The sequence below is a fragment of the Nocardia terpenica genome (assembly GCF_013186535.1).
In the GTDB taxonomy this organism is placed as follows: domain Bacteria; phylum Actinomycetota; class Actinomycetes; order Mycobacteriales; family Mycobacteriaceae; genus Nocardia; species Nocardia terpenica.
Genome location: NZ_JABMCZ010000001.1, coordinates 1200650 through 1221133, shown reverse-complemented (window position 1 = coordinate 1221133; position 20484 = coordinate 1200650). Strand labels below are relative to the sequence as shown.

General features: G+C 69.2%; 19 protein-coding genes. 6 read left to right on the top strand and 13 right to left on the bottom strand.

Annotated elements, in window-relative coordinates; genetic code table 11:
- Positions 1-25: 25 nt before the first annotated feature.
- The 3 genes from HPY32_RS46485 to HPY32_RS05585 all read right to left on the bottom strand — a co-directional run bounded on the left by HPY32_RS46485 (position 26) and on the right by HPY32_RS05585 (position 1086).
- Positions 26-115, bottom strand: coding sequence for an Ms4533A family Cys-rich leader peptide (locus HPY32_RS46485; RefSeq protein ID WP_373686599.1), 90 nt, complete (start codon positions 113-115; stop codon positions 26-28).
- Positions 116-459: 344 nt separating this feature from the next.
- Entirely contained in the window at positions 460-723 is a 264-nt protein-coding gene (locus HPY32_RS05590; protein WP_098693780.1) for a hypothetical protein, read from the bottom strand.
- A 126-nt stretch (positions 724-849) separates the two neighbouring features.
- Complete coding sequence (locus HPY32_RS05585) at positions 850-1086, bottom strand: hypothetical protein (RefSeq protein ID WP_156674669.1); 237 nt, start codon at positions 1084-1086, stop codon at positions 850-852.
- A gap of 129 nt (positions 1087-1215) precedes the next feature.
- Between HPY32_RS05585 and HPY32_RS05580 the strand changes: the two genes are divergently transcribed.
- Positions 1216-3261: a glycoside hydrolase family 15 protein gene (locus HPY32_RS05580; RefSeq protein ID WP_067596168.1), complete on the top strand. Its 2046-nt coding sequence runs from the start codon at positions 1216-1218 to the stop codon at positions 3259-3261.
- A gap of 223 nt (positions 3262-3484) precedes the next feature.
- On the opposite strand, the gene HPY32_RS05575 is transcribed toward HPY32_RS05580, so the two are convergent.
- The 3 genes from HPY32_RS05575 to lepA all read right to left on the bottom strand — a co-directional run bounded on the left by HPY32_RS05575 (position 3485) and on the right by lepA (position 10057).
- The gene (locus HPY32_RS05575; RefSeq protein WP_067596169.1) at positions 3485-5308 is read right to left on the bottom strand and encodes a P-loop NTPase family protein; all 1824 of its coding nucleotides are present in this window, start codon (positions 5306-5308) and stop codon (positions 3485-3487) included.
- A gap of 44 nt (positions 5309-5352) precedes the next feature.
- Positions 5353-7926 (bottom strand): hypothetical protein, encoded by a 2574-nt coding sequence (locus HPY32_RS45575; RefSeq protein WP_067593070.1) that lies wholly within the window; start codon positions 7924-7926, stop codon positions 5353-5355.
- Positions 7927-8218: 292 nt separating this feature from the next.
- On the bottom strand, positions 8219-10057 hold the full coding sequence (lepA, locus tag HPY32_RS05565; RefSeq protein WP_156674670.1) for a translation elongation factor 4: 1839 nt from the start codon (positions 10055-10057) through the stop codon (positions 8219-8221).
- 208 nt (positions 10058-10265) lie between these two features.
- Here lepA and HPY32_RS05560 point away from each other — a divergent pair, with 208 nt between their 5' ends.
- The gene (locus HPY32_RS05560) at positions 10266-10832 is read left to right on the top strand and encodes a type II toxin-antitoxin system PemK/MazF family toxin (protein WP_082871921.1); all 567 of its coding nucleotides are present in this window, start codon (positions 10266-10268) and stop codon (positions 10830-10832) included.
- Between the two features lie 13 nt (positions 10833-10845).
- On the opposite strand, the gene HPY32_RS05555 is transcribed toward HPY32_RS05560, so the two are convergent.
- Positions 10846-11637, bottom strand: coding sequence for an aquaporin (locus HPY32_RS05555; protein ID WP_067593076.1), 792 nt, complete (start codon positions 11635-11637; stop codon positions 10846-10848).
- 233 nt (positions 11638-11870) lie between these two features.
- Here HPY32_RS05555 and rpsT point away from each other — a divergent pair, with 233 nt between their 5' ends.
- A complete protein-coding gene (rpsT, locus tag HPY32_RS05550) occupies positions 11871-12137 on the top strand; it encodes a 30S ribosomal protein S20 (protein WP_067593079.1) in 267 nt (88 codons plus the stop codon).
- 120 nt (positions 12138-12257) lie between these two features.
- Here the strand turns inward: rpsT and holA are convergent, their stop codons facing one another.
- The 5 genes from holA to HPY32_RS05525 all read right to left on the bottom strand — a co-directional run bounded on the left by holA (position 12258) and on the right by HPY32_RS05525 (position 16492).
- Positions 12258-13229 carry a DNA polymerase III subunit delta gene (holA, locus tag HPY32_RS05545; RefSeq protein WP_067593082.1) on the bottom strand — a complete coding sequence of 324 codons (972 nt, stop codon included), beginning with the start codon at positions 13227-13229 and terminating at the stop codon, positions 12258-12260.
- A 10-nt stretch (positions 13230-13239) separates the two neighbouring features.
- Positions 13240-13662 (bottom strand): TetR/AcrR family transcriptional regulator C-terminal domain-containing protein, encoded by a 423-nt coding sequence (locus tag HPY32_RS05540; RefSeq protein WP_067593085.1) that lies wholly within the window; start codon positions 13660-13662, stop codon positions 13240-13242.
- A gap of 48 nt (positions 13663-13710) precedes the next feature.
- Positions 13711-14451 (bottom strand): SDR family oxidoreductase, encoded by a 741-nt coding sequence (locus tag HPY32_RS05535; protein WP_067593088.1) that lies wholly within the window; start codon positions 14449-14451, stop codon positions 13711-13713.
- An 8-nt stretch (positions 14452-14459) separates the two neighbouring features.
- Positions 14460-14996, bottom strand: a complete 537-nt coding sequence (locus HPY32_RS05530) for a cupin domain-containing protein (protein WP_067593091.1) — start codon at positions 14994-14996, stop codon at positions 14460-14462.
- An 86-nt stretch (positions 14997-15082) separates the two neighbouring features.
- A complete protein-coding gene (locus HPY32_RS05525; RefSeq protein WP_171982727.1) occupies positions 15083-16492 on the bottom strand; it encodes an MFS transporter in 1410 nt (469 codons plus the stop codon).
- Between the two features lie 127 nt (positions 16493-16619).
- Here HPY32_RS05525 and HPY32_RS05520 point away from each other — a divergent pair, with 127 nt between their 5' ends.
- The 3 genes from HPY32_RS05520 (at position 16620) to HPY32_RS05510 (ending at position 19429) form a co-directional block, all read left to right on the top strand.
- Positions 16620-16940: an ArsR/SmtB family transcription factor gene (locus HPY32_RS05520; protein WP_067596171.1), complete on the top strand. Its 321-nt coding sequence runs from the start codon at positions 16620-16622 to the stop codon at positions 16938-16940.
- Between the two features lie 43 nt (positions 16941-16983).
- Complete coding sequence (locus tag HPY32_RS05515) at positions 16984-18513, top strand: MFS transporter (protein ID WP_231951834.1); 1530 nt, start codon at positions 16984-16986, stop codon at positions 18511-18513.
- 100 nt (positions 18514-18613) lie between these two features.
- Positions 18614-19429: a MerR family transcriptional regulator gene (locus HPY32_RS05510; RefSeq protein WP_067593097.1), complete on the top strand. Its 816-nt coding sequence runs from the start codon at positions 18614-18616 to the stop codon at positions 19427-19429.
- A gap of 39 nt (positions 19430-19468) precedes the next feature.
- Here HPY32_RS05510 and HPY32_RS05505 read toward each other — a convergent pair whose 3' ends face one another.
- Complete coding sequence (locus tag HPY32_RS05505) at positions 19469-20422, bottom strand: helix-turn-helix domain-containing protein (protein WP_067593100.1); 954 nt, start codon at positions 20420-20422, stop codon at positions 19469-19471.
- Positions 20423-20484 lie beyond the last annotated feature (62 nt).

The following is a 20484-nucleotide window of genomic DNA, read 5'->3' as shown; positions in this document are numbered from 1 at the left end:
ACGCGCAGACGCACCCGATCTGCACTCAGCGACAGTAGATATCCGCGATGACGAGGCATCCAACCGCGATCAACGCCAACTCATGGCGGACCTGCGGGACAGCACTCGACGACACGGGCAAACAGTAGCAGAGGGGGTTGACGCCACGCTAAAGGAAAATGCCCCCGGCCAAAAGCACGCCGGGGGCAAGACGAGGGAACACGCGGGGAGCAAAAACAAGGGAACACGCGGGGGCAAAGCGAGAGTAATGCTGGGGCAGTACCGAATACGGCGGCCGGTCCCGTCATCCTGGCGGCCGGTCCCGTCATCCCGGCGGCCGGGTCCCGACATCCCGGCCCGCCGAGTCCCGACATCCCGGCCCGCCGAGTCCCGACATCCCGGCCCGCCGAGTCCCGACATCCCGGCCCGCCGAGTCCCGACATCCCGGCATGCTTTTGGCCGGGATCACAGCCCGGAGGGCTAGTCCTCCTCTACCTCGGGTGGGCTTTCCAGGAGGTCGAGGATCCATTCCTCGGTGGCGGTCTCCTCGCCGTCCTCGCCGGCTTCGTCGACGCGGAGGCGGTTGTGCAGGCGGACGCCGAGGCCGAGGAGTTGGGCGGCCCGGACCATCTCGATGGCCTCGTCGGGGGCGCAGTAGTGGGTGGCGATCAGGCGGGGACCCTCGTCGAGTTCGTCGGACTCCAGCATCTGCTCGAGCTCCGCGAAATCCTCATCAGTTGGCATGCCTGGCACAGTAGCCGACTCCGGCCCGCGACTCACGTGCTCCCGAAAATCAGCGGGTGACCAGCCATGCGACGATGATCAGCAGCAATAGGGCGATCAGGGCGAGCTGGACTCGCGAACGCGGCATCAAGCCGCCTTCTTCCGCACCGGCGGCGCCGCGACGGCGGCAGGCACCGGCTCCGCGACGTGGTTGCGGTCGCGGCCGAGCAGCCGCAGCACCGCCCGCAGGCCCCGGTCGAGCAGATACGCGATGCCGAAGCTGACCGGGACCATCCCCACCAGGACCACGGCGAACTGCGGAACGAAGGGCAGGCCGGCCACCCACAGTTCGAAGCCGTCCCACAAGTCAGCGATATGATGCACGGCCCCAGCCTAGTAGTTTTCCCGAACGACGGCCGCGCCCGGTCGCCGTTTCCGGAACGCCATCGCCCGATCCGGGGCGCGCTCACCGGTTTGTGGACGAGATCGCGACACCGACCCATGATGGTCACTATGGCGTCCTTCGACGAACCGATCACCGACGACTCCGACGACGACTTCGAGCCCGATTCGCTGCCGGTCCCGCGCGATGCCCTGAGCGATGTGCCCGACGCCCAGCTCGCCGGTGGCTTCGTCCCCGCCGCTCTGGGCACCACGCACAAGTCGGCCTTCCCGCCCATCGACGACTACGCGTTCCTGTCCGATTGCGAGACCTCCTGTCTGATCGCCCGCAACGGCGCGGTGGAGTGGATGTGCCTGCCGCGTCCCGACGCCCCCAGCGTCTTCGGCGCCATGCTGGATCGCAGCGCCGGTCATTTCCGGGTCGGCCCGTACGGGGTGAACGTGCCGGCCGCGCGCCGCTATCTGCCCGGCGGCATGATCGTGGAGACCACCTGGCAGACCGACACCGGCTGGCTCATCGTGCGTGACGCGCTGGTGCTGGGGCCCTGGCACAACAACGACAAGCGCAGCCGCACCTTTCGCCGCACGCCCATGGACTGGGACGCCGAGCACATCCTGCTGCGCACGGTGAAATGCGTGAGCGGCGTGGTGGAGCTGGAGGTCAGCTGCGAACCGGCCTTCGACTACCACCGCGCCCCGGCCACCTGGGAGTACACCGGCCAGGTCTACGAGCAGGCCACCGCGACCTGCGACAGCCCGGACGCACCCTGCGGGAGCGTCACCCTCACCACCGATCTGCGGCTGGGCCTGGAGGGCCGGGAGGCGCGCGCCCGCACCCGCATGGCCGAGGGCGATCAGGTCTATGTCGCGCTGTCCTGGTCGCCGCTGCCGCCGCCGCGCACGTTCGCCGAGGCCGCGGAGAAGATGTGGGCCACCACCGAGTGCTGGCGGCAGTGGATCACGCTCGGCAAGTTCCCCGACCATCCGTGGCGCGGCTATCTGCAGCGCAGCGCGCTCACGCTGAAGGGCCTCACCTACGCGCCCACCGGCGCGCTGCTGGCCGCGGCCACCACCTCGCTCCCGGAAACCCCTGGCGGCGAACGCAACTGGGACTACCGCTACAGCTGGGTGCGCGATTCCAGCTTCGCCCTGTGGGGCCTGTACACGCTGGGCCTGAACCGGGAGGCCGACGACTTCTTCGCCTTCCTGCACGACGTGGCCACCTGCGACAACGGCGATACGCTGCCGCTGCAGGTGCTCTACGGCGTCGGCGGCGAGCGCGAGATCACCGAATACGAACTGCCGCATATGTTCGGCTACGACGGCGCCCGCCCGGTGCGCATCGGCAACGGCGCGTACGACCAGCAGCAGCACGACGTGTGGGGGGTGATCCTGGATTCGGTGTACCTGCACGTGAAGTCGCGCCAGCAGGTGCCGGAAACGTTGTGGCCCATGCTGGAACAGCAGGTGCAGGCGGCCATCGACCACTGGCGCGAGCCCGATCGCGGAATCTGGGAAATCCGCGGCGCGCCACAGCATTTCACGTCCTCGAAGGTGATGTGCTGGGTGGCGCTGGACCGCGGGGCCAAGCTGGCGCTGATGCACGGCGAGGTCGACTTCGCGCACAAGTGGGCCGAGACCGCGGAGGAGATCAAGGCCGACATCCTGGAGAACGGCGTCAATTCCGAGGGGGTGCTCACCCAGAGCTACGGCAGCGAAAACCTCGACGCCTCACTGCTGTTGGTGCCGCTGGTGCGTTTCCTGCCGCCGGAGGACCACCGCGTGCGCGCGACGGTGCTCGCCATCGCCGACGACCTCACCGATCAGGGCCTGGTGCTGCGCTACCGCACCGAGACCACCGACGACGGATTGTCCGGCGCGGAGGGCACCTTCACCATCTGCTCGTTCTGGCTGGTGTCCGCGCTGGTGGAGATCGGCGAGGTCCAGCGGGCCCGCCGCCTGTGCGAACGACTACTCGGCTACGCCAGCCCCCTGGAGCTCTACGCCGAGGAGATCGACCCCCGCACCGGCCGCCACCTCGGCAACTTCCCCCAGGCCTTCACCCACCTGGCCCTCATCAACGCCCTCACCCACGTCATCCGCGCCGAACAGAACGTCGGCGCAGGAGAATTCCAGCCTGCCCATCGGGCGGGGTGATCCCGGCCAAAAGCACGCCGGGATCATGACGGACCGGACCCACGCCGGGATCATGACGGACGCACGCCGGGATCATGACGGACCCACGCCGGGACCACGACGGACGCACGCCGGAATGACAACGAACACACTCCGGAATGACGGCTCACTCTCGTCATTCCGGAGTGCTCTCTCGTCATTCCGGAGCGCTCTCTCGTGGTTCCGGCGTGCTTTTGGCCGGAATCTACAGTGTGTCGGCCTTTTCGCGGACCTCGCGGAGGCCGACGAGGGCGTTTTCTATGTCGGTGAGGCGGCGGTTGCGGCCCTCCGGGGAGTGCATGGCGGCGGCTTCCTCTGCGGCGCGGAGGGATTCGTCGACCGAGCGGAGGGTTTGGGTGGCCAGGTCGGTGAAGTGGTCGCGCAGGGTGCGCTGTACCGCGCGGAGCCGGAAGCGGGATTCCTTGCTCACCTGGAAGATCACGTCGTCCATCAGGCGGGACACCGCGACCTTGGCCTCGGCCTGGCGGCGCTCGCGGCGCATCCGGCGGTCCTCCCACACCGCGTTGACACCGAACAGCACCGCCGCGGCGCCCGAATACCAGTTCACCGGAGGCATATTCAGCAGCGCGGTGAGCAGCACGCCGACCATCAGCAGGCCGCCGTAGGAGCCGCGCATCACGTTCAGCACGGGCTGGACCACGCCGATCTTGGCGCTGCTCAACGGTTCCAGCGAGGCGACCGGCTCCAGCACCTCGCCCGGATTCTCCAGCCGCATATCCGGCAGATCGACTACGGAGCCATTCGTCATCCCGGCATGCTGGCCATTCGTCATCCCGGCGTGCTGGCCATTCGTCATCCCGGCATGCTTTTGGCCGGGACCCCCGGGGAACTTCGCCGCCACCTGCTCGGCCAGCTCCGCCGAGCGGTAGTGCGCGATGACGAAGTTCTCCTCCACCGCCTCGCAGATGCGTGCGTCCAGATCCGCGCCGAACTCCTTCCAGCCCGGCGCCGGGTCCTTCTGGATGATCTCGGTCTCGGTGTCGCGAATCAGGCTGCGCAGCCGGTGCCGCAGATCGTGCTCGATGTCGGCCATCAGCTCCGAGCAGCCGTCGGCGAGGGCGACCTGCCAGTTCGACGAGCGCTGCCGCAGATCGTCGGCCTCCGCGCGGGCCATCCGCAGCCGCTCGGTGATCTCGTTGAAACGCCTTGGATCGCGCAGGGTTTCGGCCTCCGACCGGAGCGCGAGCGCGAGATGGTCGGTGATGGAACAGATATCGCGCACCGCGGCGTCGCGCGCGACCGAGTCGGCGCGGCCGAGCACGTAGTCGCGCAGGTGGTCGACCAGTTGCGGCACACCGGATTCCATGTCCAGCCGCTGATCCCGACCCGAGCGCCGATGCAGCTCCGCCGAGATGGGCGCGACGGCGAAGCCGAGGCCCGCATTGTCGAGCAGTTCCCGGTTGCGCTGCTGCACCCGCGCCCAGTGCGGATACCGGTCGATCTTGTTGAGCACGCACACGACGGTCGGGCAGACCTGCTGAATGCGCTGCAGCAGCGCGATCTGCTCCGGCGTGTATTCCGCGCGAGCCTCCACGACATACAGCACCGCGTCGGCGGCCGCGATCAGCGACCAGGTGGTGGGCGTCTCGGCGGGTGCGCCGGGCGCGTCCATCACCACGAAACCCTCGGCCAGCAGCGCACTGGGCTCGGTGAACTCGGCGCGGATCACGCCCTCCGCGGACAGCGCGGGCCCCGGATTCAGCGGGTCCACCGGCTGCCGCTCGGTGCGGCCGCCGGGCAGCGCGCGGACCAGCGTCGCGGACGACTCGTGACCGTACTCGGCGATCACCGGCACGCTGACCGGGCTGTCGGTGGCACTCACCACCGCCCCGACCAGCCCGTTGACCAGCGTGCTCATCCCGTTCTTGGGCTCGCCCACCACGACCAGCCGCACCCGCGGATCGGCGACGCGGGCCCGCGACATGCCCAGGCGCGCGGTCAGATCCGCACGACCGGCGGCGCGCGTCAGCCCCGCCAGCTCGTCGAGGAGAGCGAGCAGCGGCGCCATCGCGTCGGGATGCTTCGCCGTGGCAGTGTCCAGTGCAGACCCGGTCACAGCGTGATGTGGTAGTCGGCGGCCGGATGCAGCACCGTGTGGTGGAATTCGGCGACGGTCGACTCCGGCATCAGCCCGCTCGACAGCGTGCCGCCGGCCGCGAGCAGACCGGTGTGATCGCCGTCGGCCCAGGCGCCGCCGTTGTGGTCGTCCATCACATACGCGACGGGCTGGATCGGGGCGTGCGGCACGGTGGTCGGCGGCACCACCGAGTGCGGCGGCACGACCGGAACCTGATGACCCGGCGCGGTGCCGACCTCACCCGCGTTCGACGGGGAGCCCGCCGACGGCGCGGTCGCGCTGTGGGTGGGGACGCTCGGGGGCGTGGTCACCGGCGAATCATGGGTCGGCACAGGCGCGGTCGGCGCGGTCGCACCGGTGGCGGTGGAGCCGTGCGTCCCGGTGCCCGCGGTACCCGAGCCGGTCCCGGTGCCCGCGGTGTCCGAGCCGGTGGCGGTGGTCGGCCCGGCCCCGCTCGTATCGGAACCACTGTGACCGGGGCTCGCCGTGTCGGAACCGCTGTGGGCGCCGCCGGACGTATCGGAACCGGTCTGGCCGGTGCCCGTCGTATCGGAACCGGTTGTGTCGGAACCGGAATGGCCGGTCCCCGTCGTGGTGTCCGAGCCCGAGCGGCCGGTGGTCGTGTCCGATCCCGTTGTGTCGGAACCGGTTCCGTGCGGGGCGGTGGTCGTGGTCACCTGGCCGGAGGAATCGTGCGTCCCCGTGGTGGGGGTTCGGGTGGTCTCGCCCGTGGTCGGCACGGTCCCCGTGGTGTGCGCACCCGTCGTCGGCAGCCTGGTGCCGTCGACGGTGGTCGGCGCGGTGATGCTGCCCGGGGTCGGGGTGGCGTGGGCGGCGGTGGACGGCGACACGGTCGACGGCTGCGCGATGGCCGACGCGGAGGTCGGCGAGTGCGTGCCGTGCTGACCGTCGGCGGCATGGCGGCCCGTGGTCGGCGCGGAGCCGTCCGCGAGCGCGGGCACGACGGCCGCCGGGGTCCACCCGGTCAGCACGTTCACGCCCGGATGCACGGTCGCTTCCGGATGGGTCACCGTCTGGATCGGGGTCGCGGCCACCGGCTGCACGGCCACCGGGACCGGCGCCACCGCCGCGACGGCCGGAGCCGCGGCGACGGCCGAAACGGGCTGCGTCACAGCCATATTCGCCGGAGCCGGGGCGGCGATCGGCGCGGGCTGGGTGGCGATCGCCGGCGAAACGCTCGGCGCCCCACCGAAGGCGGGGGCCGTGGCACCGCCGAAGGTCGGTGCGGGGCCCGGAGTTCCGCCGAAAGCCGGTGCGGGGCCCGAAGCTCCACCGAAAGCCGGTGCGGGACCGGGTGTTCCGGCGACGGCCGGGCCGGTGCCGGGCGCGGCCGAACCGCCGGGCAGCGTGGGACCGGAGCCCGCCGCACCCGCCGGGGCGACGCCGTGCGCGTGCGGGCCGTGCGCATGCGGACCGGCGGCGGCGATGGTGCCGGCGTGCGGCGCGGCGGCCGGGGCCGCCTGCGCGATCGGGCCGTTCGAGGTCAGGCCGCTGACCAGGCCGGGCACCCCGCCCGCCGACGGGTCGCCGGTCGGAATGTGGTCGACGCCGCGGCCCAGCCAGTTGGAGTAGCTGTCGAGCTGATGGCCGACGTCACCGGCGGCGATATCGATCTTGGTCTCGGTGGTGACCCAGATGCCGTCGAGGCCGATGTGGGCATCCACCTTCATCTCGGTGCCGACGAACAGACCCGGATGCCCGCCGTCGCCGACGCCGTCGAAGACGGTGCCGTGCGTGCCCGCATCGGAGGGCAGCCCGAGGCCGCCCGGGCCCATCCCGTTCATGCCGGGCAGGTGCAGGCCGTTGGTGCCGGGCAGGCCGAGGCCGCTACCGGTAAAACCGTTGCCGCTGAACGCATGTGCGGACTGATCCTCGAGACCGGGCAGCCCGAAACCGCCCGCGGACCCGTGCGCCGGATGCAACTCGGGCAGCCCGAAACCGCCCCCGGAGCCCTGGTTCTGATGTAGCTCCGGTAGCCCGAAACCACCCCCGGAACCCTGATCGGCGCCCGGGAGACCGCCGAACGGAGTGCTACCACCCTGAGCCGACTCCGGCAGCGACGGCAGTCCGCCGACACCGGGCGCACCCCCGCCGGGAACGGCGTCGGTGCCGGTGTTGGGCAGCGTGAAACCCTGAGTGCCACCGGTCCCGCCGTGCAGGTCGGGCAGGCCGAAGCCGCTGCCCGCGGGCGGGACATGCGCGCCGTGCTGCCCGGGCAGGCCGTGGCCGACCGGGGACGGCTTGCCCAGCGTGGGCGGCACGGAGTCCGGGTCGGGATCGGGGTAGGTGACGACCGGGCTCGGCGCGTTCGGCTGCGGATCGTTGGTCGACCAACCGGTGATGTGGCTGTCGTGCGACTCGTTGGTGGGGGCGGCAGTGCCGTTGGATGCGATCAGGGCGCCTCCGGTGACATAGGCGCCTGCCCTGGCAACGCGCGCGACCCCGGTCGCCACGCGATAGGCGGCATCCCCAGCGTGATCGCCCGCAGCCCCGTCGCCGTCATCGTCGAAGGGCAGGTCACGCGTCATACAAGCTCCGCTCTCAGGTGTTCGGCGTCCGAACCGAACGGGGTCTTCCGAATCCAGAACACTTAACACCTTAAATGCCGAAAAACCGACCTGTCACATCCCTTATCGGCCGACTTCCGACACGCTGGTGCGCCACATCAGCCTGCCAGTATACGAATCCGTAGGGAAGCCCCAAGATCGGCGGTCATAACCAACCGGTCGCCTGCCCAACGACGTGCGGAAATGCCCGCCCCGACGCGCGAAGAACGGCCCACAGCTCCCGCCGTGGGCCGCCCTGACAATCTCCTGATACCTACTTTTTCTTGTCCGACGAGCTCTCCGTCGACAGCGCGGCGACGAACGCCTCCTGCGGCACATCGACCCGGCCGATGGTCTTCATCCGCTTCTTGCCTTCCTTCTGCTTCTCCAGCAGCTTGCGCTTGCGGCTGATGTCACCGCCGTAGCACTTGGCCAGCACGTCCTTGCGAATGGCCCGGATGTTCTCGCGCGCAATGATCTTCGAGCCGATGGCGGCCTGAATCGGCACCTCGAACTGCTGGCGCGGAATGAGTTCGCGCAGCTTGGTGGTCATCTTGTGCCCGTACCCCTGCGCGGCGTCGCGGTGCACGATGGCCGAGAACGCGTCGACGGCCTCACCCTGCAGCAGAATGTCCACCTTGACCAGGTCGGCCCGCTGCTCGCCGGCCTCCTCGTAGTCCAGCGAGGCGTAGCCGCGGGTGCGCGACTTCAGCGAGTCGAAGAAGTCGAAGATGATCTCCGCCATCGGCAGCGTGTACCGCATCTCGACGCGGGTCTCGGACAGGTAGTCCATGCCCAGCAGGTCGCCGCGGCGGGACTGGCACAGCTCCATGATGGTGCCGATGAATTCGCTGGGCGCGATGATGGTGCACTTGGTCACCGGCTCGTAGATCTCGCGCACCTTGCCCTCCGGCCAGAACGACGGGTTGGTGACGATGTGCTCGCTGCCGTCCTCCATGACCACGCGGTAGATGACGTTGGGCGCGGTGGAGATCAGGTCGAGGCCGAACTCGCGCTGCAGGCGCTCGCGGGTGATCTCCATGTGCAGCAGACCCAGGAAGCCACACCGGAAGCCGAAGCCCAGCGCCACGGAGGTTTCCGGCACGTAGGTGAGCGCGGCATCGTTGAGCTGCAACTTCTCCAGCGCGTCGCGCAGATCCGGATAGTCCGAGCCGTCGACCGGGTATAGGCCCGAGTAGACCATGGGCCGCGGCTCGCGGTAACCGGTCAGCGCCTGGGTGGCCCCGTCGCGCGCTGTGGTGACGGTGTCACCGACCTTGGACTGACGCACGTCCTTCACACCGGTGATGAGATAGCCCACCTCGCCGACGCCCAGGCCCTTCGTGGGTTTCGGCTCCGGCGAGACGATGCCGATCTCCAGCAGCTCGTGGGTCGCGCCGGTGGACATCATCTTGATCTTCTGGCGCGGGGTCAGCTTGCCGTCGACCACGCGGACGTAGGTGACGACGCCGCGGTAGGTGTCGTATACCGAGTCGAAGATGAGCGCGCGGGCGGGCGAGTCGGCCTCGCCGACCGGCGGCGGCACCTCCTCGATCACCTTGTTCAGCAGCTCGGGCACGCCGACGCCGGTCTTGCCGGACACGCGGAGCACGTCCTCCGGCTCGCAGCCCACGATGTGGGCGAGCTCGGCGGCGTAGCGGTCGGGGTCGGCGGCCGGGAGGTCGATCTTGTTCAGGACCGGGATGATGGTCAGGTCCTTGTCCAGCGCCAGATACAGATTCGCGAGGGTCTGCGCCTCGATGCCCTGCGCGGCGTCGACCAGCAGGATCGCGCCCTCGCACGCCTCCAGCGCACGCGACACCTCGTAGGTGAAGTCCACGTGGCCCGGGGTGTCGATGAGATGCAGCACGTAGTCCTGCCCGTCGACCTGCCACGGCAGGCGGACGTTCTGAGCCTTGATGGTGATACCGCGTTCCCGCTCGATATCCATCCGGTCGAGGTATTGCGCGCGCATCTGCCGCTCCTCGACCACCCCGGTGAGCTGCAGCATGCGATCGGCCAGGGTCGATTTGCCGTGGTCGATATGCGCGATGATGCAGAAGTTCCGGATCCGTGACGGATCGGTGAACGTCGTGTCGGCGAAGCTGGGCACTCCACTCCTCTGGTGATCGATGAACTGCGCACCATCGTCCCATGAACCGGGCAGCGATCCCGCCAGCGGTCCATGCGACCGGTGATCCAGGTCACCGTCTCGATCCGATCGCGGCGCGGCCACATCGGCGGATACCGCAAATTCGCTGGTGCCGCAGGCGGATTCGGGCGGGGTGAGAACCCGCCCCCGCGCCGTTATGCTCCGAATCATGGCCGGTACGTGGAGCGCTCTGGGCAAGCAGCTGGGGACCATCGCCAGGGAGCAGGGGCCCCGGATCGTCAGGCAGCAGGCGCCGAAGCTGGTGGAGCGGGTGCAGCGGTCGGCGATGTGGGAGCGGGCGCTGGGCCGCCGCAAGCCGGCCATCGCGGTGCGCCCGGCCGCCTCGGTGCCGGTGCCCAGCCGCGAGCGGGCCCGCCAGATCGTGTACAGCCCGCAGCTGGACGGGCGCGCCGATCCGGGCGAAATCGTCTGGACCTGGGTGCCTTTCGAGGAGGATCCGACCAATGGCAAGGACCGCCCGGTACTGGTCGTCGGCCGCGACCGCCACACCCTGCTGGGCCTGATGCTCTCCTCGAACATCGCGCGCGCCCACGACCCGCACTGGGTCGGAATCGGTTCCGGCCCTTGGGATCACGAGGGCCGCGACAGCTGGGTGCGGCTGGACCGGGTCCTCGACGTGCCCGAGGCCGGGATCCGGCGCGAGGGAGCCATCCTGGCGCGCAAGACCTTCGACCGGGTCGCCCACCGCCTCTGCGCCGACTACGGCTGGCACTGACCGCGCGCCGGGCTCACTGCACCGGCGGGCGGGCGCGGCTGAACAGCAGGGCGTAGGCCAGCGCGCCGATCGCCGAGCCGACCAGCGGGAACACCAGGAACGCCCAGAGTTGGCTCATCGCGCCGTCCTGATAGGGGGCGACGGCGAGGCTGCGGACCGGATTGACCGAGGTGGCGTCGATCGGGAGCGAGATCAGATGGATGACCGTCAGCGTGATGCCGACCGAGACACCGGCCAGCGGCACGTGGGCGAGCCGATCGGTGGAGGCCAGCACCACGAAGACCAGCAGCGCGGTCAGCAGGATCTCGATCGTGGCGGCGGCGGTCAGCCCGTAGCCGTTCTCGGCCAGCCCGCCCAGCGGGCCGACGATGTCCAGCCGCGCCGGGCTGTGCGCACCCCAGCCGTTGGCCCCCAGCCCGTCGTGCACCCGGTCGTAGGAGGGCAGATCGCGGGCGATCGCGTAGATTACCCCGCCCGCGGCGACACCGCCGAGCACCTGCGCCACCACATAGTCGACGGCCGCGATCACGCCGATCCGGCCGAGCAGCAGCCGTCCCAGCGTGACCGCCGGATTCACGTGGCAGCCGGAGATCGGCCCGATCGCGTACATCAGGAACAGCAGGGTGAATCCGAAGGCCAGCGCGACACCCAGATCGCCGACCCGATGCCCGGCGAACACCATGGTCCCGACGCCGCCGAACACCAGCACGAAGGTGCCGATCGCCTCGGCGAGCAGTTTGCGGGCCAGGCTCACCGCCGGTAATTCCGGATCCTCCTCGACGACTTCCTGCGCGGTCGGAGACATGGCTATTTTCTACGCGTCCCCGGTGGCGTCCACAACGACCGTGGGCCGCTGGCCGCCCACTCGGCGTGGCATGCGAGAATCGTCGGCAGCAAACGCTCGACCGGGGCGATTTCGTCCCGCACCGAGCCAGCTGGTAGTCTCGACCTTCGGCGCGGCGCTACGCATCGGCCGTGGTGCGCCCACAGACTTCGCAGCTATACCCACACTGACGACAGGAACCAGAGGAAACACGCGTGGCCAACATCAAGTCTCAGATGAAGCGGATCCGCACCAACGAGGCGGCGCGCCAGCGCAACCAGTCGGTGAAGTCCGAGCTGCGCACCGCGATCAAGAAGGCCCGCGAGGCCGTCGTCGCCGCCGACCAGGCCGCCGCCGACGAGGCCGCCCGCGTCGCGAGCCGCAAGCTGGACAAGGCCGTGTCCAAGGGCGTCATCCACGCCAACCAGGCCGCCAACAAGAAGTCCGCGATGGCCAAGCAGGTCGCCGCCCTGAAGGGCTGATTCCTCGCGGTAGCTATACCGCCCCCAGCAGTGCAATGCCGCCGTGGCAGAGGGTCTGTACACACAGACGACCACGGCGGCTTTTGTCGTGTCCGCCAGCGTGATTCGCGGAGTGAAGCCCTAGTTGCTCGCGTGGAGGTCGAGGATGCGGGAGAGGGCGTGTTCGAGGGCGTAGTCGGTGTCGGCGGCGCCGCCTTTGACGTCGGCGTTGAGGGTGGCTACCACCTGGAGGGCGGTGCCGATGGTGGCGGCGGTCCAGCCGCGGGCCTGGGACTGGGCCTTTTTCACCTTCCAGGGCGGCATGCCGAGTTGGCTCGCCAGTTTGAACGGGTCGCCGCGGCCCGCCGAGCCGACGCGGGCGATGGTGTGCACCGAGTCGGCGAGGGCGTCGGCGAGTAGCACCGAGGCGACGCCGCGGTCGATGGCCCAGCGCAGTGCCTCCATGGCGGCGGGACGGTCGCCGGCGACGGCCAGGTCGGCCACCTCGAAGCCGGTGACCTCGGCCTTGCCGGAGTAGTAGCGGCGCACGGCGGCGACGTCGACCTTGCCGCCGGTGTCGGCGGCCAGCTGGGAGCAGGCCGCGGCCAGCTCGCGCAGCTCGGAGCCGACGGCCTCCAGCACGGTCTGCACCACCTCACCGGAGGCGCGCACACCGGCGGCCCGGAACTCGTTGCGCACGAACTCCATTCGCTCCGCGTTCTTGGTGACCTTGGCACAGTCGTGCACCGTGGCGCCCAGCTTCCGCAACGCGGGGGCGAGCGCCTTGGCCCGGCCGCCGCCGGAGTGCAGCACCACCAGCACCACGCCCTCCGGCGGAGCCGACGCGGCATCGGTGATGACCGCGACCGCGTCCTTCCCCGCCTCGGCGGCCGACTCGAGCACGATGACCCGGTCCTCCGCGAACAGCGACGGGCTCAACAGCTCCGCCAGCTCCGCGGTACTGGCATCGCCCGCCCGCATCCGATCCACCGGCAATGCGTCGGGATCGCTCACCAAGCCGCGCACCTGCGCGACAACGGCGGCCACGGCCCGCTCGATGAGCAACTCTTCCTCACCGAGCACGAGCTGAACGGGTGCGGGTCGTTCGGTCACGCAGGTGATCCTACGGGGCGGGGGTGACAGGGTCGGGACGGACCGCTGTCGCGGCGAATCCGTGGATCATCGCGCGGACGGCGAAGCCGAAACGGTCGTGGTCGTCGGTGCCGGACGATGCCCGCGCCGCCGCGGTGATCAGCGGAAACTCTTCCGGATCAAGACTTTTCAGATACTCCGCCGATCCCGGCCCATCGACGCCGACCCGGGATGCGCCGCGTGCCTCCCAGGCGGCGTGGGCTACGACGAACATCGTCAGCGCATTCAACGCATCCAGCGCTCGATCCAGATCGAATCCCTCCGCGCACAGCACCGCCAGCCCGCGCTCGACCGTGTGCAGGGTCCGGGATGTGACGGAGTAATCACCGAGCACACCGACAACCACATCACCGAAATCCGCGCGGTAAGCGACCGCCTCGGCATGTTCCTGCAACTGGGCTGGGATTGGCCCACGACGGACTGATCGTGCCGGGCCGGGCACTCAGATATTGGTGCCGCCGTCGACCGCGAAGATGGCGCCCGTGGTGAACCCCGCGGCGGGACTCGCCAGATAGGAGGCCAGCGCCGCGATCTCCTCGGTGGTCCCGAACCGACCGACCACGGTCCCGTTCTTCAGGTCCGCGACGACCTGCGGATCGGAGGGAGTCATGTCGGTCGTGATCGGGCCCGGCGCAATGAGATTGACGGTAATGCCGCGCTCCCCGAGGTGGCGGGCAACGCCTTTGGTGAGCCCGTGCAGCGCCGACTTGCTCGTGGCGTAGAGGATCTGCCGAGCCGCGGAGACCCGATCCCCTTGGCAGCTACCGATGGTGATGATGCGCCCGCCGTCACCCATGTGCCGGGCGGCTGCCTGCGTGGCGGCGAAGACCGAGCGCACATTGACCGCGATGATCCCGTCGAACTGCGCCAGGGTCAGGTCCTCGAACACGCCGCCGTCCCAGATCCCGGCATTGTTGACGAGAATATCGAGCCGCCCGAGCTCGGTGACGGTCCGGTTCACCGCTGCGACCACCGCCTCGGCATCGGCGGCGTCGGCCCGGATCGCCGTGCCACGCCGCCCGGACCGCTCGATCCGCCGGACAACGGTGCGCGCCGATTCCTCGTCTCGCACATAGGTAATCGCCACATCCGCGCCGTCGGCGGCGAGGCGAGTCGCAATGGCGGCACCGATCCCCCGGCTCCCGCCGGTGACCAGCGCGACCTTGGCACCGGAGTCGGCCATGTCGGCCCTCACGCCTGTGCGGGGTCATCGGCACCGGCGGTCTCGCCGGGTAGCCGACCGTAGCGCCGCCCCACCTCGGCGACCCGCCGGTAGTCCTCCTCGGTCCATTCCGGGGCGGGGGCACCGGGCTGGGGCGTCTTGCCGATCTCCATGAAGAACCGGTCGAAGCCCGCAGGGGTGAAGAGGAAGATCATCTTCGCGGTCTGGGTGCCGCGGTTCTTGAAGCGGTGTGTGGTTCCCTTCGGGATGAAGACGAAGTCGCCGGGCTTGGCGACGAATGTCCGGTCGGTGTCGAGGATTTCGAGCTCCCCGTGCAGCAGGTAGTACGCCTCGTCCTCCAGGGTGTGGATGTGCGGCGCCGGACCGGCGCCCGGAGGCACCGACGCCTCGAGGAAGGCGAGGGCGCCGCCGGTCATCTCGGTCGAAGCCTTCACGGTGTAGGTGTCGCCCGCGACGCAGATCGACGGACCGGCACCGGCCGGAACGTGGACGACTCCCTTCCGTGGGCCGTCCTCGGCGAGTGTGGTGTCGAGCTCGGTACGCATGATCTTTCCTTTCCAGAAGGGTGAATCGACGCACGACGAGATGCCGGGCGCTGGTGATTCGCCGGTTGTACGAAGTGGTGATCTTGTTAGCGGGATCGGTTGCCGGACAGCGGGATCGGGGCCGAGGCGGTGGGTTCGCGGGCCGGGATCATCCGGGTGGTGGTCACGGTGACCAGGAGGAAGGCCGCCGCGACAACGGCCATTGCGGCGGGGGTGCGGGTGGACAGGTGGCCTGCGGTCAGGGCGCCGAGTAGGGCGACGCCGACCGCGCCGCCGATCTGGCGCGCCGCGTTGAGCAGGCCGGAGGCCAGGCCGGAATGTTCGGCCGAGACGTGGTTGAGGACCGTGGTCGTCATTGCCGGTGCGGACAGGCCCGTTCCGAGGGAGAAGAAGACGAAACCGACCGCCACCAGTAGGTAGGGGGCATGGTTCGCGGCGAACATCAGCAGCACCGCGCCGATGGCCGACAGCAGCATTCCGGCGCCCAGGACGGGTCGGGCACCGAAGCGCGCGGTGCTTCGCCCGGCCACGAAGGCGGAGGTCAGGGCTCCGGCAAGGGTGAGGGGCAGAAATGCGAGACCCGTTGCCGCCGCGCTGTATCCGCGCAGTTGCTGAAGGTCGAAGGAGTAGACGTAGATCATGCCGTACAGGCCGAAGTTGTAGACGAAGCCCGCGATCACACCGGCCCGCGCGGGGTGCGGATGCAGGACCGACAGCGGCAGCAGGACCGGCCGGTCACTTCGCTCCCGGGTGAACTGGGCGACGGTGAAGAGCGCCAGCAGCAGGATCCCGCCGATCAACGTCGCCACGATCACCGGAGAGCCCCAGCCGTATCGGTTGCTCTCGATCAATCCCACGACCAGACAGGTCAATCCGACGACTGCCAGGATCTGCCCGGACAGGTCGAACGGCCGCGGCTGCCGGGGCGTCTCCGGGACATAGCGGACCACCAGCACGACGGCCACCGCTACCACCGGCACGTTCAACAGGAAGATGCTGCGCCAGCCGAGCGAATCCACCAGCAGCCCACCGAGAACCGGGCCCGAGGCGAACCCCACGCCGGAGACGCCCGCCCACAGGCCCACCGTGCGCGCCCGCTCCTCGGGTGTGCGGTACATGTGCCGGATGAGCGAAAGCGAGCCCGGCGCAAGGAGTGTCGCCCCCAGGCCCTGGAGCGCGCGAGCGGCGACCAGCTCACCCGCGGTCATCGAGACGCTGCACAGGACCGACGCGACGCCGAAGATGGACAACCCCCACACGAAAATCCTGCGGCTGCCGTACCGATCGCTCAGGCTTCCCGCCGACAGCAGCAGTGCCGCCAGCACCACGGTGTAGGCGTCGACCACCCAGAGCGCGGTGTCGGCGCTGCCGCCGAGTGCGGTGCGGATGGTCGGCACCGCCACACTCAGCACATTGGCGTCCAGGACGATGAGCATCGCTCCGATACACAGCCCGGCCAGTCCCCAGGACCGGCCGCGCACGGATCCCGCATCCACGCTGCTGGCTCCCCCCAATAAGCATGCGGCACACTGCATTCGAGACGGCCGCAACATCGGTTCCAGATGGAAGAAGGATATACGATGACGGTCGAAGGTTCGAGATATTTCGAAAGTGGGCTGGATCATGCCCGACGACCACGGCCATCCCACCGAGGAGGAGATGGACTTCGGTGCGATCCTCTCCGCTCTCGCCGATCCGCTGCGACGTGCGGTCGTCGTCGCGCTTGCCGTCGCGCCCGAGGGAACCGAACGGCACTGCAGCTCTTTCGGTTTACCGGTGGCGGCGTCGACGCGTACCCATCACTTCCGCATTCTGCGCGAGGCCGGGCTGGTTCGGCAGGTCGACCGCGGCAATGCTCGTCTGACCCGGTTGCGGCGCGCGGAGTTGGACCGCCGCTTCCCCGGCCTGCTCCGGCTCGTCGTGGACAACGCTCCGCCCGCGTAGTTATTGCGGGTCGGTGAGCGGTGCGGGCGGTTAGCCTGTGCCGGTGAGGCCAACCGACAGGGTTCCGACCGCGGCGGGGCGACCGGGGATCGCGCTGGCGGCGGTAACGGCCGTGCTGTTCGTGACCTTTCTCGACACCACGGTCGTCAGCGTGGCGCTCGGCGATATTCGGCACGAGCTGAGTGCCGATGTGATGGTGCTGCAGTGGGTGGTCAATGCCTACACGCTGGTGTTCGCGGGGCTCATGCTGGCGGGCGGATCGCTGGGTGATCGGTGGGGGCGCAAGCGGGTCATGGTCGTCGGATTGTCGATCTTCTGTGGCGGATCGGTGCTGGCGGCGCTCGCGCCCAGCGTGCCGGTGCTCATTGCCGCTCGCGCGATCATGGGTGTGGGAGCGGCGGCGTCGGAGCCCGGCACGCTGTCGGTCCTGCGTCATCTCTTCCCGGAGGAGCGGGTTCGCGCCCGGGCGATCGGGGTGTGGGCGGCGGTGTCCGGACTGGCGCTCGCGGCGGGGCCGGTTCTGGGCGGAGTGCTGGTGCACGCGTACGGATGGCGCTCGATCTTCTGGTTCAACCTGGTGGTCGGGGCGGTCGCGCTCGCCGCCGCGCTGTGGTCGGTTCCCGAAACCGCCGACCCGCGCCCGGAACCCCTCGACTGGGCCGGAATCCTGCTCGGCGCGACCTTTTTCGGATCGGTGATCTACGCGGCGACGACCGGCGAGGATCGGGGTTACACCGCGCCCTCGGTGATCGCGCTGTTCGCGCTGGGCGCTGTCGCGTTCGTCGGCTTCGTGGTAGTCGAGACGCGGGCACGCGCTCCCATGTTCGACTTCCGGTACCTCCGCCTGCCAGCGGTACGCGGTGCACTGGTGGTCGCCTTCGCCGTCTACTTCGGCATCTTCTCGATCTTCTTCTTCACCGCATTGTATCTGCAAGTGACACAGTCGTATTCGGGCGCGCGAACGGCGGCTGTCTTCGCACCCATGGCCGTGGCGATCATCATCGGATCACTGGCCGCGGGCGCGTGGACCGCACGCCACGGTGCGCGCCTGCTCATGATCATCGGTTGCGTAATGGGTTCCGGCGGAATCCTTTTGACCCGCCAAACCCTCACCGGCCCGCTACACGACACGTCCCTGGCGGGCGCCATGGCGGTGGCCGGATTCGGATTCGGCATCGCCGTGGTGCCATTGACATCGGCCGTCCTGTCCGGCGTCCCGGCGGAACACTCCGGCATGGCCGCCGCGATAACCAACACCATGCGCCAGGTCGGCTCCGCGGTCGGCGTCGCCGTCCTCGGCGCGCTGGTGAATTCGCTCCTCACCTCGGACCTCACAACCCGCATGAACGAACTGGGCCTACCGGCCCCCTTGCAACCCGCCGCCATCGATGCCGTCGAACGCGGCCGCATCCCCCAGGGCGCGAATATCGGCCCATACCTTCCGTATCTATCGAAGGTATCCGACGTTCTCACCACGGGAAAAACGGCATTCCATCACGGACTTGATGTGGCGCTGCTGGTTTCGGCGGTATTGATAGTGGCCGCGGCGGGATTCACCGCGGTGGATGGGTAATTCACCGGGCAAGCAGTCGGCATACGGCTTGACCTTCACCCTGGGGACGGCCGCACAGTAATGGCGACCGGGCACCCCGCCCGGAACGAGGGAGGCGACCATGGACCTGCTTGCCATCGGCACATTCGCGCGCATGGCCCGGCTCTCGCCCAAGGCATTGCGGCTCTACGACGAGCTGCGCCTGCTGCCACCCGCGCACGTCGATCCGGACACCGGCTATCGCTGGTACTCCCCGGACCAGCTGGCCCGGGCCCGTCGGGTCGTCTTGCTACGCCAATTGGACATGCCGCTGGCCCGGATCAAGAAGGTCCTCGACCTTCCACCCGATGCCGCGGCAGGCGAATTGGCCGCCTATTGGGACGAGCAAGAGCAGAGTGCGAGGGCCAAACGGGAATTGGTCGCGTTCCTCCTCAACCAATTCGCTGGAAAGAGATCCACCATGTACGAGGTATCCGTCCGTGACATCCCGGCACGTGCCCTGCTCAGCATTACCGAACATCTCACCGCCGACCAGATCGGCGAGTTCGCCACCCCGCTGTTCGCGCTGTTCGGGGGCCCGAATATCCCACGGCCGGAAGGGGTCGCGGGATTACCGTTCCTGCGCTATCACGGACAGGTCAGCAATGACAGTGACGCGCCGGTGGAGTTTTGCTGCCCCATCGGCGAGGCCGATATCAACGAGGTGGCCAGCCGCTTTCCGGACATGGCATCGAGCTCCGAACCCGCGATGCGGGAGGCATTTATTCGGGTGCCCAAGGCCGACATGATGACCGCGCTCGGGTTCGAGTCGCTGCACCAATGGCTGATCGATCACAACGAACAGACAACCTGGGCACCGCGCCAAATCTTTCTGCTCGACCCGTCGGTCGCCAAGTCCACCGACATCGTTTACGAGCTGGCCATCCCCTTACGCTGACCGCAGCCTGCCTGAGCAGGACGCGAAGATGCCTGCCTCCTACCGGGTTTCGCCGAAGGTGTGGCGGTAGGCGCCCGGGGTGGTGCCGAGGTGTGCGCGGAAGTGGCGGCGCAGGTTGACCGCCGAGGCGAGTCCGACCCGGGTGGCGATGGCTTCCACCGGAAGGGTGGTCTGTTCCAGGAGTGCTCGGGCCGCGTCCAGGCGTTGGCCGAGCAGCCACTGTCCCGGGCTGGTGCCGAGTTGTTCGGTGAACCGCCGGGCCAGGGTCCGGCTCGACAGCCCGGCGTGTTCGGCGAGGCGGGCGATGGTCAGTTCGGAGTCGAGCCGGGAGGTGGCCCAGTCCAGCAGCGGCGCCAATGACTCGTCCGCCCAGGCGGGGGCGGGCCGTGGAATGTATTGGAGTTGGCTGCCGTCGCGGTGTGGTGGCAGCACCATGTTTTGGGCGATCCGGGCGGCGTAGGTCGCGCCGTGGTCGGAACGTACCAAATGCAGGCACAGGTCGATGCCCGCGCCGGTTCCGGCGCTGGTCGCCACGTCGCCCAGGTCCACGTAGAGCACGTCGGGGTCGACCTGTATCTCGGGGAAGGTGGCGGCGAGCTGGGCGGTGTGGCGCCAGTGGGTGGTGGCGCGGCGGCCGTCGAGCAGCCCGGCCTGCGCCACGACGAATGCCCCCGTGCAGATGGCGGCGATCCTGGCCCCGCGCCGGTGGGCGGCCCGCAGCGCCTCGATGACGATCGGTTCCGCCGGTGTGCCGGGCGGCTGCCAGCCGGGGACGACCACGGTGTCCGCCTCCTGGAGAGCCTCCAGTCCCGCGTCGACGAGCATCGGGTAGCCGATGGTCGTCTCCACCGGGCCTGGGCGCTCGGCGCAGATCCGAAAGTCGTAGCGGGCGGGCACATCCGGCCGGAAGGTGCCGAAAACCTCGGCGGCACAGGCGAGTTCGAATGGCGACTGAGGCGGCTGGAGTAGAGCCACCACCCGATGGCGGTTCATGGCAGGAATATACCCAAGGATGTCTTTTCAGACTCTCGGCCTGGAGGTAGACCCCGGCCACA